11 protein-coding genes and 1 rRNA gene are annotated in these 13,545 nt (G+C 50.6%); 8 read left to right on the forward strand and 4 right to left on the reverse strand.

What is annotated here, in order from left to right; all coding sequences use genetic code 11:
• Nucleotides 1-169: 169 nt before the first annotated feature.
• The 3 genes from rrf (at nucleotide 170) to BW941_RS16710 (ending at nucleotide 3,326) form a co-directional block, all read left to right on the forward strand.
• Nucleotides 170-285: ribosomal RNA gene (gene rrf / locus BW941_RS16700) — 5S ribosomal RNA — on the forward strand.
• An 838-nt stretch (nucleotides 286-1,123) separates the two neighbouring features.
• Nucleotides 1,124-2,284, forward strand: coding sequence for a hypothetical protein (locus BW941_RS16705; RefSeq protein WP_076517997.1), 1,161 nt, complete (start codon nucleotides 1,124-1,126; stop codon nucleotides 2,282-2,284).
• Nucleotides 2,285-2,288: 4 nt separating this feature from the next.
• The gene (locus tag BW941_RS16710; RefSeq protein ID WP_076517999.1) at nucleotides 2,289-3,326 is read left to right on the forward strand and encodes a hypothetical protein; all 1,038 of its coding nucleotides are present in this window, start codon (nucleotides 2,289-2,291) and stop codon (nucleotides 3,324-3,326) included.
• Between the two features lie 66 nt (nucleotides 3,327-3,392).
• Here the strand turns inward: BW941_RS16710 and BW941_RS16715 are convergent, their stop codons facing one another.
• Nucleotides 3,393-4,220, reverse strand: coding sequence for a M48 family metalloprotease (locus BW941_RS16715; protein ID WP_076518000.1), 828 nt, complete (start codon nucleotides 4,218-4,220; stop codon nucleotides 3,393-3,395).
• A gap of 136 nt (nucleotides 4,221-4,356) precedes the next feature.
• Between BW941_RS16715 and BW941_RS16720 the strand changes: the two genes are divergently transcribed.
• Nucleotides 4,357-5,700 carry a DEAD/DEAH box helicase gene (locus tag BW941_RS16720; protein ID WP_076518058.1) on the forward strand — a complete coding sequence of 448 codons (1,344 nt, stop codon included), beginning with the start codon at nucleotides 4,357-4,359 and terminating at the stop codon, nucleotides 5,698-5,700.
• Between the two features lie 44 nt (nucleotides 5,701-5,744).
• Here BW941_RS16720 and BW941_RS16725 read toward each other — a convergent pair whose 3' ends face one another.
• The 3 genes from BW941_RS16725 to map form a co-directional block, all read right to left on the reverse strand.
• Nucleotides 5,745-6,587 (reverse strand): pirin family protein, encoded by an 843-nt coding sequence (locus BW941_RS16725; RefSeq protein WP_076518002.1) that lies wholly within the window; start codon nucleotides 6,585-6,587, stop codon nucleotides 5,745-5,747.
• 99 nt (nucleotides 6,588-6,686) lie between these two features.
• Nucleotides 6,687-9,383: a [protein-PII] uridylyltransferase gene (gene glnD / locus BW941_RS16730; RefSeq protein ID WP_245820125.1), complete on the reverse strand. Its 2,697-nt coding sequence runs from the start codon at nucleotides 9,381-9,383 to the stop codon at nucleotides 6,687-6,689.
• Entirely contained in the window at nucleotides 9,380-10,159 is a 780-nt protein-coding gene (map, locus tag BW941_RS16735; RefSeq protein WP_076518004.1) for a type I methionyl aminopeptidase, read from the reverse strand. The genes glnD and map overlap by 4 nt, the downstream gene beginning before the upstream one ends.
• Nucleotides 10,160-10,451: 292 nt before the next feature.
• On the opposite strand from map, the gene rpsB reads away from it, so the two are divergent.
• The 4 genes from rpsB to frr all read left to right on the forward strand — a co-directional run bounded on the left by rpsB (nucleotide 10,452) and on the right by frr (nucleotide 13,543).
• The gene (gene rpsB / locus BW941_RS16740) at nucleotides 10,452-11,189 is read left to right on the forward strand and encodes a 30S ribosomal protein S2 (protein ID WP_068441099.1); all 738 of its coding nucleotides are present in this window, start codon (nucleotides 10,452-10,454) and stop codon (nucleotides 11,187-11,189) included.
• A gap of 83 nt (nucleotides 11,190-11,272) precedes the next feature.
• The gene (gene tsf, locus BW941_RS16745) at nucleotides 11,273-12,127 is read left to right on the forward strand and encodes a translation elongation factor Ts (protein WP_076518006.1); all 855 of its coding nucleotides are present in this window, start codon (nucleotides 11,273-11,275) and stop codon (nucleotides 12,125-12,127) included.
• Nucleotides 12,128-12,251: 124 nt separating this feature from the next.
• On the forward strand, nucleotides 12,252-12,989 hold the full coding sequence (gene pyrH, locus BW941_RS16750) for a UMP kinase (protein ID WP_068438548.1): 738 nt from the start codon (nucleotides 12,252-12,254) through the stop codon (nucleotides 12,987-12,989).
• The gene (frr, locus tag BW941_RS16755; RefSeq protein ID WP_076518008.1) at nucleotides 12,986-13,543 is read left to right on the forward strand and encodes a ribosome recycling factor; all 558 of its coding nucleotides are present in this window, start codon (nucleotides 12,986-12,988) and stop codon (nucleotides 13,541-13,543) included. The genes pyrH and frr overlap by 4 nt, the downstream gene beginning before the upstream one ends.
• Nucleotides 13,544-13,545: the final 2 nt, after the last annotated feature.

Genomic DNA, 13,545 nt, shown 5'->3' on the forward strand with positions numbered 1-13,545 from the left:
CTTGACCATATAACACCCAAACTGGTGTATAAACAGTTAAAGACACGAACAGGCAGCCGCCGGTTCGCGAGAGAATCTCGACTCATGTATCCAACTTATTGTGCGAAGTATGAAAATGCTTCAAGGTCCAGCGACAAAACGCGTAAGAGACTGATGCACAAACAGTTTGCTTGACGACAATAGAGCTGTGGAACCACCTGAATCCATTCCGAACTCAGAAGTGAAACGCAGCATCGCCGATGGTAGTGTGGGGCTTCCCCATGTGAGAGTAGGTCATCGTCAAGCTTCTATCCCAAAACCCCAGCAGGGTATCCTGCTGGGGTTTTTTCTTGTTTTAAATTTATGCCAGGTTGCCTGCTGGGGTATTGGGTAGAATACGATAATCACTTTCACTACCTATCGGGCAGGCCGGTGATTGCATCCTGCATAACCGGCATTTCCGCCATCCATGGCGGTCACGAGCGTCATGTGACAAATTCATCAGGAATGAATTTGGACAACCGTAGGTTGCCCTAAGGGTGAAGGCAGGACGCCTGAATCTTCGGCGATGCACCGAAGGTGCCAGCCTTGAGCGCCGCAGGCGTACCCAAAGCACTCACTGCGTTCATGGGGCAGGCCCTGGCGAAGCCAGAGAAAGCGTAGCTTTGGACTCATAGAGATCATCGTCAAGGTCGGGCGCGACCCCGGTCTATTCAAAACCCCTGATTGCTTACGCAGTCAGGGGTTTTTGTTTGCCCGCAAGAAAGTGAACCGTGTAAGAACGCTTCAAACAGCTGGCCTGCCTATACGCGATGATCGGGTTGTAGGAAATGAGATGGCTATCCCGGACACCTCCCTCAATACCCGATCTCGCAAAGCCCTAGGCACCTCTCTTCGGTCACGACCAGACTCTGTGCTAAAGATTTATTACGTGTGTCTATATGTGGCGTCGAGTAACAATATGTAACCAACTGATTTATATTGATAAATGATAAAATGTCCCTTTTGAAATATGGCATGACGTGTCATTATGGCTCGATATGATGCAGGTTATTTACCGATCCTTGATTGGAAATTACCTGATAGGAGAACTAGATTTAATTTAATCTGACAGTTGTTCAATAAATACAAGAATAGGTGAAGTATGCGTTTACAGGATGTAGGTCCAGTTTTCGTAATGTCCGGCTTGCTACTCAGCGCATCTGTTTGTGCGCTTGAGCCATTGACTGATCGAGACCTCTCTGACGTCTCAGGGCAGGCATTTATCACCATTGATACAAGTGCATACAACCAGGGCTCAGGCAAATGGGCTGGCGACTACGAGTTCACCAAAGTTAATCTTGGTATGGAGCTTGAAACTGTATTTAACATAGATGAATTGAAACTCGGGCGCTTCGAACGCGAGGCATACGTAGATGGCACAGTTCCGATTACGGATGACGATCGTAACATCCTTTATAATTCTGATGGCAGTGCACAGGTCTACGATTCCGATATCATTATTGAGGATTTTGCGCTCGGTAGGGTTGATAATTATAACGATGCTGCGAACGCAGCTTATGTTCCGTTTATGGCCAGAAACCCTTTTATTGAGCTGGCATACAAAACGGAAAATGGTCAAAAGAGAATCTCGGGTATTCGGGTAGGCTTTGAGAAAGCTCAGGGTGATCTCTCTGGCGATCTGATTTCGGTTACTGGTATCGTAGAGGGCGAGATTCGAGGCGATATCCAGGTTGTCTACGACAATAACTGTGGTGGGTGGAATGCTCTGGCACCGAACTGCCTCCTTCTCCTGGCATCTTCGGATAAAGAAATCTATACGCAAGTGGATTTGCTCGATGGTGCAACGGGTAACGGTGCTGATCAGCTGAATACGACATACCTCAAACGAGCATCCTGGTTTGGTGTACCAAACGGCCGTAATTTCCAGACCGATGAAACAGGTCTTATTGCCTCATTGATCCCGACTCTCACAAATTCGAGTGATTGTGAGGTCCTTGGTACCCCAGCGTGCTTCCGTTCTACTATTTATCAGTCGATATACATTGGCGATAAAGATACTGACTTCGAGACTGGGTCTGCATCGGGTGTATTCCTGTCAGTACAAACCGAATCTGTGCCATGGGAAGATCTCTCCGGCGTTCCGGGCTCTGATCGTGTTTTAACCGATAGTGGCGCCTTTATGAATATTTCGCGTTATCAGTCGGGTAATGAAACCAAGTACCCACTGTATCTGACACTTGAGGAAGCTACACGTGGTACGCCGCGGGTCGCGACTTGCGTTGGTCGGGTTAAGGGATGCTAATGATATGAAGAAGTTATTATCACTATCGGTTGCTTTGGTTATTTCTCATTCCGCAAACGCGGAGTTGCAGGCACTTGATGACGCCGAAATGTCTTCTCAGAGTGGTGCTGGCCTGGGCTTCGCCCTGCAGGACTTTATATTCAGTACGGATGATGCTTCTCTTGCAGTTACCGGCATTGAGGATGGCAACAGTAATGAAGTTGGCATTAAGTGGGATCAGTTCTACATCATGGGAGAAGGGAGCCAGAACGGGTCTGTTAAAAAGCCTGTTGATATTGGTAGCTATCTTCATCCTTGGGTCGTGCGAAGTGTTCGTGGCAGTTCTGATTGGGATGGCGATCCCGCTGACTTCTATACCGGCGATGCACCTGCCATCGGCGATGACGTCGCAGCGTTGCAGATACTGACTGATGTTTATACTTCTGCCGCTCAGAATACGCGACAGTACGTGATGGATTGTATTTTTGCGAGTGCAGGTGATTGCGGTCAGCGGGCTGCTATCAGACGTAGTGGAGCAGACATCGGTTCCCGCTTCACGCTCGATTTTGCTGATGGTACGAACCACGTCTGGAATATCGATATGCGGGGTGTGTATCTCGATGGGTCTGGTTTTACTTTATGGTCTCGACCAGACGATTCGGGTCAGTCAGAACTACTGGGGCAATTGAACCTGTCTCTGTTGGCTGAGGAATTTCAGATCGATACATGCGGAGAGGCATGTACGGGTACCGGATCTCTTTTACAGATTGACCAGTTTTATCTCGGTTTGAATTTAGGGTTTGGTGACATACAGCCGCTGAAATTCAGTGCAACATCCGACGGTAACTTTGTACTGGAATTGAGCAAGCCGGACCCATCTTCCCGAGGAGTTGATGAAACTGACAGCGATGCCATGCTGGCTTTCTTTAATGAGTATTACGCTAACGCGCCCAAGAGCGATATTTATATCGGGGAAATCACTGTTGGAAACCGAACGGCCGGTGAAACAGTGATTAACGGTTTCCGCGCGCAGTATCTTAAAGCGACCAGTATCGATCTCTGATCGATACTGGTGCGTCTCTTTTTTCAGATCTTCTTTTTTCAGATCTGGCTCGTCGGGTCTGGCTTCTCAGATCTGATCCGCGTCCGTTACTATGGTCACAGGGTAAACCTGAGACTTTTTAAGTTGCGGGTTCAGCGGTAGCATTTTTTCCCCAAGTTTATCGAGCGTTGATGCCCGGTTATCAGGAGAAGGGTGAGTACTCAGGAACTCCGGGCCACCGCCACCTCCGGCCTCTGCCATTTTCTTCCATAAGCTCACCGCAGCATCTGGGTTGTATCCGGCGCGAGTAGCCAGCTCGATGCCTATTTCGTCGGCTTCTGATTCAGCGGTACGACTGTTTGGTAATTCCAGTGCGACCTTGGCTGCCATGGCGGTTCCTGTCAGCACATAGCCATTGTTGTCAGTGACGACGGCGGTTGCTGCCAGCGCGCCATTCATGAGTACTGCGCGGGACATACGCTCAGCAGTGTGATTGGCCAGGGCATGAGAAATTTCATGACCCATGATCTGTGCGATTTCATCGTCGTTCAGATTTAACTGGGTGACGATGCCGGTGTAGATCGCCATACGCCCGCCAGCCATACACCAGGCATTTAGGGTATCAGGGTCGTCAATAATCGCGACGCTCCAGTCCCAGTCTTTGGTGTCGGGATCAAGTTTTATCGCTTCAGTGACCAGTCGCCCGGTGATTGTCTCAATGCGTTTTACCCAGGCAGGGTCCGTAACCAGCTGATCATTCTGATCGAGTTCACCTACGGTGCTCGCGTAAGCTTTCTGAGACTCAACAATCGCCGAATCCGGCGAGACGATCATAAGTTGATTGCGGCCGGTCAAGGTGGTTGCACAACCTGCTATGGCTGCGCTGATCAACGTCAGGCTGATCACTTTCTTCATATCCGTATTCCTGAAGTAAGGTATGTATCGTTAGTCTAAGGTGTTGCTGAGTGAGTGTGTAGTGCTAATGCCGACAGCGCAGTCCTACGCTTTAAGGTCTGGTATACTCGCGTTTTTTCTCCAGCGGGATTTCAGCGTGTTTGCCGGAACAGAATTACACCCAAGGCTAATTGCCGGGCTTGAAAAACAGTCCATTACAGAAGCAACAGACGTGCAGCTTGAGGTTATCCCTGAAGTATTACGCGGGAGTGACGTTCAGGTATGTGCAGAAACGGGCAGTGGTAAGACCTTTGCCTATTTGTTGCCGATTATGCAGAAGTTACTGACGGTCGATGCACCAGACAGCGCCACGCGTGCTCTTGTGATCGTTCCTACCCGCGAGCTCGCCCGACAAGTGTTCAAGGATGCTAAGCGCCTGACCGACATGAATCACCTTGAGGCCGGAGTGTTAACCGGCGGTGAAGAGTTCAAGTATCAGGCTGCAGTGCTGCGTAAGAACCCGGAGATCCTTATTGCAACACCGGGGCGGCTTGTTGATCACCTTAAGCGCGAAACGGCAGAGCTGGGAGATATCGAGTTCTTAGTTCTCGACGAAGCGGACCGAATGCTGGATATGGGCTTCTCTGAAGATATGGAGCATATCGTTGGCAAGTGTGGCTCTGAGCGTCAGACACTGATGTTGTCCGCAACTTTGCGCCATGAGGGCGTAGGGCGTGCTGTACGTTCGTGGCTTAAGGATCCGGTAGAGATCACTACGCAAGGTATTCAGGAGCGTCATGACGATATTACTCAGCAGCGTATTCTGGCTGACGATAACGCACATAAAGATCGCCTGTTAACCTGGCTCCTCGCCAATGAAACCTATGATAAGGCGATTGTATTCGTTAATAAGCGCACAGAAGCAGAACGTCTGAGCGAGTTCCTACGCCGTCACAGAGAGGGTATCGCCGTACTCCACGGTGATATGACGCAGGATGAGCGTAACTATGTCATGCAGAACGTTCGCGAAGGTCGACGGAATATACTCGTAGCCACCGATGTGGCAGCGCGGGGACTTGATGTCGACGGATTGGATCTGGTGATCAATTACGATCTTGCTCGTAAGGGGGATGAATATATTCATCGTATTGGTCGAACCGGGCGGGCAGGCCGCAGCGGTCTTGCGATCAGTCTGATTGCACCTAATGAATGGAACCTGAAAGCGGCCATTGAGCGCTACATTCAGCAGGAGATGGATTCGCGTACGATCAAAGAGCTTAAGGCGAAGTATACCGGGCCTAAGAAGGTTAAGGCCTCGGGCAAGGCTGCTGGTATTAAGAAGAAAAAACCACGTGGCCCAGCTGCGAAAAAAGCGGCTGCGAAGAAAGCTGCCGAGAAAAAAGGCCCGTCTCCTAAGAAGAAAAACGGGCCCCGGCCTTCACGTCCAGCAGGTAACCTGATGGACAGTGAAGGTTTTGCGCCTATTAAGAGAAAGAAGTAAATCAGAGAAAGTAGGACGCCTGAAAACAGGCTGACATCTTTCCCTCAGCGGCCAAACTGGCCGCTGTTGTAATCCTTGATGGCCTGCTCAATCTCTTCATGCGTATTCATCACAAAGGGACCATAGTGTGCGACGGGCTCAAGGATTGGGTCACCTGTCAGTACCAGAAAGTTCGCATCACTTTCGGCTTTAAAAACGAGCTCTTCCCCTTGGGTGCTGTAAATCAGTAACGGCTTCTCTGGCAGTGACTGACCTGTCGCCAGCTGCCCCTTATAGACGTAGGCGATGGCACGTTTGCCCGAAGTGACCGGGAGTGTCAGAGTCTCACCTTCAGTAAGAGAGACGTCCAGGTAGCTGGCGTTAGCAGCTAACTTGTCGAGAGGTCCCGTCACCTGCTGACCTTCGATCTGCCAATCACCTGCAAGAACTCTGACTTCGCCACCCGTATTAAGAGCGACCACTGGGATCTCTGATTGCGGAACATCCCGGTAATCCGGTGCACTCATTTTGTCTTTTGCTGGCAGGTTGATCCAGAGCTGAAAACCATGGAGGCCACCCTGATCGAGTTCAGGCATTTCACTATGGATAATACCGCGCCCAGCAGACATCCACTGAGCACCACCACTGCGTATTTCGCCCCGGTTGCCCATATGATCTTTGTGGATCAGAGCGCCTTTACGTAAATAGGTCAGCGTTTCCATACCGCGATGAGGATGGGGTGGGAAGCCTCCCATGTAATCCGCTTCGTCATCGGACACCAGTTCATCGAGCATCAGAAAAGGATCGGCATCGCGTTGGTTGAAAAGGGCAAGGCGTCTGATTTTTACCCCATCACCGTCTGAGCTGGGGTAACTACGAATGATATTTTCGAGAGAGCGTTGTGTCATAAGTACCTCCGGTTAACGATTACTTTATCGCGCTTGCCGGAGGATAACGAGGGGGTTACGTCGGTATAAATTGTTCTATTTGTGCTTCCAATCTGGTGGTCAAACTGCAGATTGTTCTTCTACTTGCTCGTCGAGCCCGTCTTCCAACGCTTTGCAGAGCTCTTCGCATGAGGCTGGATCTGAATACGGCTCACCGTTCGCGTCGACGATGAAGAAGATATCGGATACCTGCTCACCTTCCGTCAGAATTTTAGCCCCCTGGAGCTGAGCGCCGAAATCCATAAGGATACTGCCGACTCGTGCCAGCAGACCCGGGCGGTCAGCGGCAGTGACTTCGAGCACGGTTCTGCGCATCAAAGGATCGTTGCTGATAGTCACCTGGGTAGGTACATCGAATTGTTTCAGAACGCGCGATGTCCGACGACGGATGATGGTGTCGAACTCCTCAGGCTCATCGAGTGCGTCGCATAGGGTATTGCGGATGACGCGGATGCGTTCCGGATCCGTAATCGCCTCGTTATTTTCGTCCAGAACAATATAGGTATCGACCGCGTTATTCTCTGACTCAGACGTCATGATACGAGCGTCCTGAATGTTCAGGTTGAGCTGGTCCAGGGTTGCCGTCGTTACCGCGAACAGATTGGGCTGATCTTTCATAAAGAGGAAGATCTGTGTGGCGCCCTCGAACTGACGGTCGGAGGTCTGTCGTACAGAAACCAGCGGCTTAGCGCTGTTGCCGTGCGCATCTATTTCGCGGGTTTGCCAGACGATATTGTCGACGCCTTCGCGTAAAAAGTAGTCTTCCCCCGGCTGTCCCCAGATCTCTCTGGCGCGCGCTTCCGGCAGGCCATAATCCTGAAGCTGTGCAATGGCTTCCTGTTGGATCTCTTCAATCACATCATCTTTATGGAGGCGATTTTCCAGACCACGTCGCAGCGCAGCCTGGGTATTTCTGTACAGCTCGCGCATCTGTTCGGCGCGCCACGGCGTCCACAGCTCGGGATTGGTTGAGTGAGTATCTGCCACAGAAATCAGGAACAACATATCGAGGTGGTATTGATCACCTACCTCCACAGCAAACTGGTGAATATCATCAGGATTGCTCAGGTCGAGTCGTTGGGATGCGTTCGACATTAATAAGTGGTTACTGACCAGCCAGGTCACCATATGTGTATCAGCTGGCTTAAGTCCGTGCTGTATACAGAATGCTTCGGCAATCTCTCCACCATTGGCAGCATGATCACCTTCGCGGCTCTTACCCACGTCGTGAAGCAGGGCAGCCAGATACAGCACTTCTTTTTTATGAACCTTGTGGATCAGGCGTGATGCAATAGGAAAGCGCTCTCGCACATCGCCGTAGCGGAAATGCCTCAGCAGTCGGATCATGCGGAAGGTATGTTCATCGACTGTGTATTTGTGCAGCAGATCGTATTCCATCATGCCGATAACCCGACCGAACGATGGGATATAACGACCAAGAATGCCGTAACGCATCATGCGTGACAGCTCTCGCACAACGCGTGACCTGCTGCGCATCAGTGTCATGAAAATAGCATTGTGTTCCGGATTCTGTCGGTACTCTTCATCAATCAGGTTGCGATTGTCGCGAAGGGCGCGGATCGTCGCGGAATGTATGCCTTTGGATTCTGAGATCTGTGCCAGCATAGGGAAGACCCTGAGGAGCCAGGCGGGTTCTTTTTCGAACAGATCTGGTGTGGTCAGTTGCAGATAGCCATTGCACAGAACGAAGTGCTCATTCACCGGTGTGATGGTGTCGTCATCACACTGCATATAGTCCTCGGTAAAGTGCATCATCAGCATATCGCTCAGCTCCATGGTAGAGAGCTGGTGACGATAGAACTGCGACATAAAACGCTCGACGCCGAGCTGTCGACCTGTGTCTTTGTACCCCAGAACTTCTGCAACCTGAGTCTGTAGGTCAAAAAGAAGCCGGTCTTCCTCGCGACCTGCCAGCATATGTAGGGCGTATCGTACTTCCCAGAGAAAGCTGACGCTGCTGGCCAACCTTTTATGTTCGAACTCGGTCAGAAAGCCGTTATCTTCCAGCGCCTGTAAGGTGCCTTTACCAAAGTGTCGGATTGCCACCCAGGTGATGGTCTGGATATCACGCAGAGCACCGGGCGAGTTCTTAACATTGGGTTCGAGGTTGTAATCGGCACTGTTGTGCTTGTCGTGGCGGGTATTGAGCTCTTCTGACTTAGCTTCGAAGAAGACCGCCGCCGGCCACTGAGCTTCTGGGGTGATCCGTGCGCGAAGTTCGGAATGCAGTGTTTCATCACCGATCAGGGTTCTGCTTTCCAGCAGGTTGGTGATGATAGTCAGGTCGCCTTCGGCTTCGGTGACACACTCATCCAGAGTACGGACACTGTGGCCGATATCGAGTTTGATATCCCAAAGCAAGGTAATGAAGTCCTGCAGGTCACTGGCGTGGCGGTTGATGCTGTCTTCGTCACGAGCAAGCAGGAGCAGGTCGATGTCAGAGTGAGGATGCAGTTCCGCACGGCCATAACCGCCCACTGCGATCAGGGCGATGTCCTGCGTCGCTATATTGCGGAAACGCCAGAGCGCGCGTAAAACCCGGTCGATAAGCGTGGCACGATGCCGGACCAACAGGTCGGCATCGAGAGTTTCCCGGAAATAATGGTGAGCTTCATTCTGAATGCGGGTTAGAAGAGGCTTAATGACGGGGAGAGGGAGGGATTTCTCCTTCAGTTCTTCCAGTAGGGCATCTTCATCTACCTGAGGTAGTACCGGCATGTCAGATAGATCGGTCACTTCCAGAACTGCTCTTCTTCTTTGCGTTTCGTTAAGACTTCGACACCGTCAGCAGTCACCAGCAGAGTGTGTTCCCACTGAGCTGAAGCCTTGCGGTCTTTGGTTACCACGGTCCAGCCATCTTTAAGTAACTTGTTGTGCCGGGAGCCGAGATTGATCATTGGCTCGATGGTAAAAATCATACCTTCCTGAATGGCCATACCAGTGCCCGGCTTGCCATAGTGAAGGATCTGAGGGTCTTCGTGGAAGACCTTTCCGATACCATGACCACAGTACTCCCGGACAACGGAATAGTGGTTGGATTCAGCGTATGTCTGAATCGCATGGCCGATATCACCGAGCTGAACACCGGGCTTGACCATATCAATCGCGAGATACAGTGATTCCTGAGTGACACGGATAAGACGATCCAGCGCGGGCTGGACGTCGCCAACCATAAACATCTTGCTGGTATCACCGTGGTAACCGTCTTTGATAACGGTGACATCAATATTAACGATATCGCCTTTCTTCAGAATCTTGTCATCGCTGGGAATGCCATGGCAGATGACCTGATTCACTGAGGTGCATATCGACTTCGGAAAACCGTTGTAATTGAGAGGGGCAGGGATCGCTTTCTGCTCGTTGACTATATAGTCGTGGCAAATGCGGTCGAGCTCACCTGTAGACACCCCCGGCTTTACGTAGTCGCCGATCATCTCCAGAACTTCTGCAGCCAGACGCCCGGCTACCCGCATTTTGGCGATGTCTTCCGCCGTATTGATCGTTACACCCATCAGAGGAGATCTTCCGTTTCATTGAATAGCAATGATTGTATTGTACTTCTTGTGTGGCTGGGGTTGAACCGTTGAATAAGAAGTCCGTAAAAGGATCGTGTAACTGCTGGCATATAGGCGCGCAAAATGGTATAAAGCGCCCGCGCTCAGCGCCGTGCTGCTACAAAGTAGTTGCACGTGAATACTTAAACGACACACACGGACTGAAACTGATGTGCCGGGGTGCCTGTTTCGACAGGTCGGGGCTCAGGGTTCGTGGAGGCATAACCCCTACATATAAGGTAGTAAAACAATGGCACAAGTTAGCATGCGTGACCTGCTGAAAGCAGGCGTACACTTCGGTCACCAGACTCGTTACTGGAACCCAAAAATGGGTCAGTACATCTTCGGCGCCCGTAACAAAATTCATATCATCAACCTCGAGCAGACTGTTCCAGCACTGAATGATGCGCTGAAACTGATCGAAGGTATGGCTGCGAAAAACAACAAAGTTCTGTTTGTTGGTACTAAGCGCGCAGCAGGTAAGATCATCAAAGAGCAGGCAGAACGCGCGAACATGCCGTTTGTTGCTCACCGTTGGTTGGGCGGTATGCTGACCAACTACAAAACTATCCGTCAGTCTATCAAGCGTCTGCGTGACCTCGAAGCACAGCAGAAAGACGGTACTTTTGAACAGCTGACCAAAAAAGAAGCTCTGATGCGTTCACGTGAGATGGACAAGCTCGAGCGTTCAATCGGTGGTATTAAAGAAATGGGCGGTCTGCCAGACGCTATGTTCGTTATCGACGTAGATCACGAGCGTATCGCTGTTCAGGAAGCCAACAAGCTGGGCATTCCAGTAATCGGTATCGTTGATACTAACTCTAACCCAGATGGCATCGACTACGTTATCCCAGGTAACGACGATGCAATCCGCGCTATCCAGATCTACGTTTCTGCAGCTGCAGATGCGATCCTGGAAGGCAAGCAAGGCGGCGCATCTGCTGATGAGTTTGTTGAAGTTGCTGAAGAAGCGCCAGCGGCTGAGTAATCAGAGCTGAATACGAAAAAAGGGGCTTAGCCCCTTTTTTTAAATCTTTATCGTCAATTTATAGATTTAAGAGGATATTCCACATGGCAACTGTATCTGCTGCCCAGGTAAAAGAGCTGCGTGAACGTACTGGCCTAGGCATGATGGAGTGCAAAAAAGCACTGACTGCTGCTGGCGGTGACATCGACCAGGCAATCGAAGATCTGCGTAAGAACTCAGGCCTCAAGGCTGCTAAGAAAGCTGACCGTACCGCTGCTGAAGGTAAGCTGCGCGTTATCGTTGGTGAAGGTAATGCAGTTATTGTTGAAATCAACTCTGAAACTGACTTCGCTGCTGGCGATGCCAACTTCGGTGCGTTCGCTGATAAAGTCGTTGCTAAGCTGGCTGAGACTAAAGAAGCTGACGTTGCTGCCCTGATGGCTGGTGATCTGGAAGATGCTCGTGAAGCTCTGGTTCAGAAGATCGGTGAGAACATCACTGTTCGTCGTCCAGCAATCGTAGAAGCTGAAACTGTAGGTGCTTACCTGCACTCAAACGGCAAAGTCGCTTGTATCGTTGCGCTGAAGGGCGGTAACGAAGAACTGGCTAAAGACATCGCCATGCACGTGACTGCATCTAACCCACGCGTTGTTCGTGGCGAAGATATGCCTGCTGACGTTCTCGAGAAAGAAAAAGAGATCATCAAGGCACAGCCTGACATGGCTGGTAAGCCAGATGAGATCGTTGAGAAGATGATGGGCGGTCGTATCAAGAAGTTCCTGAAGGAAAACAGCCTGCTGGAACAGCCTTTTGTTAAGAACCCAGACCTGACTGTTGGTCAGTTGGCGAAAGAAGGCGGTGCAGAAGTCATCAGCTTCCTGCGTATGGAAGTAGGTGAAGGTATCGAAGTTGAAGAAACTGACTTCGCTGCTGAGGTTGCTGCACAGCTGAAAGGCTGATAACAGCACAGGTGGGGCTCACATTCTGAAAACCACCATTAATATGCCGGGCTTGCCCGGCATATTTGTATATGTCTGATGTAAATATACGTAGAATACGCCAAACATTTTCAGGAGAAGGTTCATGGCCGAGCAAAAAAGCGCGAAATATAAGCGAATTCTGCTGAAACTCAGCGGTGAGGCCCTGATGGGCGAGCTGGATTTCGGTATTGACCCTAAAGTACTCGATCGTATGGCGCTGGAAATTGCTCAGCTTCGTGGTCTGGGAGTGCAGGTAGGGCTGGTTATTGGCGGTGGTAACCTGTTCCGTGGTAAAGCGCTGAGTGAAGCTGGTCTTGATCGGGTTGCAGGTGACCATATGGGTATGCTGGCGACAGTAATGAATGCTCTGGCGATGCGTGATGCCCTCGAGCGCTCCAATATGCCGACCCGTGTTATGTCGGCGATTCCAATGAGTGGTGTCGTTGATCACTACGATCGCCGTAGTGCGATCCGTGCTCTGAACCAGGGGGATGTTGTTATCTTCTCTGCTGGTACCGGTAATCCTTTCTTTACGACCGACTCTGCTGCGTGTCTGCGTGGTATCGAAATCAATGCAGATCTGGTTCTGAAAGCGACGAATGTCGATGGCGTGTATACTGCCGACCCGAAGAAGGACCCGACTGCAGAGAAGTACGACCTCCTGACGTACAGCGAAGTCCTTGAAAAACAACTGGGTGTGATGGACCTGACTGCAATCGTTCTGGCGCAGGATCATGACATGCCACTGCGTGTGTACAATATGAATGATACAGGAGTGCTGGGTCGCCTGATGACTGGTGGCGATCACGGAACCCTGATTGTAAGTGGAGAAAAAGCATGATTAATGAAATCCAGAAAGACGCTGAAGATCGTATGAGCAAGAGCGTTGCAGCTCTGGTAGATGCATTTAAGAAAGTTCGTACTGGTCGTGCTAATCCAGCGATTCTTGATAGCGTGATGATCGATTATTACGGTACACCGACACCGATCAATCAGGTTGCAAACGTTATTGTTGAAGACGGTCGTAGCCTTGCGATCAACCCTTGGGAAAAGAACCTGGTACCACAGATTGAGAAGGCCATTCTGAAATCTGACCTGGGTCTGAACCCGGCAACTAACGGCGATACTATCCGTCTGCCAATGCCTGCGCTGACAGAAGAAACCCGTAAAGACTACATCAAACAGGCTCGTGCTGAAGCTGAAAAAGGTCGCGTCTCTGTGCGTAACATCCGTCGTGATGCAAACGGCAGTGTGAAAGACCTTCTGAAAGAGAAAGAAATTACTGAAGACGAGTCACGCGGCGCAGAAGATGCTATCCAGAAACTGACGGATAAGTTCATCGGCCAGGTGGACGACCTGCTTGCAGAGAAAGAAAAAGACCTGATGAAGGTCTGATC

This window comes from Thalassolituus maritimus (genome assembly GCF_900156675.1).
In the GTDB taxonomy this organism is placed as follows: Bacteria; Pseudomonadota; Gammaproteobacteria; order Pseudomonadales; family Oceanobacteraceae; genus Thalassolituus; species Thalassolituus maritimus.

Bases quoted from the DNA above. Each gene is read 5' to 3' on its own strand.
- BW941_RS16705 (WP_076517997.1), top strand. From the start codon at position 1,124: ATGCGTTTACAGGATGTAGGTCCAGTTTTCGTAATGTCCGGCTTGCTA.
- BW941_RS16715 (WP_076518000.1), bottom strand. From the start codon at position 4,220: ATGAAGAAAGTGATCAGCCTGACGTTGATCAGCGCAGCCATAGCAGGT.
- BW941_RS16725 (WP_076518002.1), bottom strand. From the start codon at position 6,587: ATGACACAACGCTCTCTCGAAAATATCATTCGTAGTTACCCCAGCTCA.
- pyrH (WP_068438548.1), top strand. From the start codon at position 12,252: ATGGCCGAGCAAAAAAGCGCGAAATATAAGCGAATTCTGCTGAAACTC.
- rpsB (WP_068441099.1), top strand. From the start codon at position 10,452: ATGGCACAAGTTAGCATGCGTGACCTGCTGAAAGCAGGCGTACACTTC.
- tsf (WP_076518006.1), top strand. From the start codon at position 11,273: ATGGCAACTGTATCTGCTGCCCAGGTAAAAGAGCTGCGTGAACGTACT.
- map (WP_076518004.1), bottom strand. From the start codon at position 10,159: ATGGGTGTAACGATCAATACGGCGGAAGACATCGCCAAAATGCGGGTA.
- BW941_RS16710 (WP_076517999.1), top strand. From the start codon at position 2,289: ATGAAGAAGTTATTATCACTATCGGTTGCTTTGGTTATTTCTCATTCC.
- frr (WP_076518008.1), top strand. From the start codon at position 12,986: ATGATTAATGAAATCCAGAAAGACGCTGAAGATCGTATGAGCAAGAGC.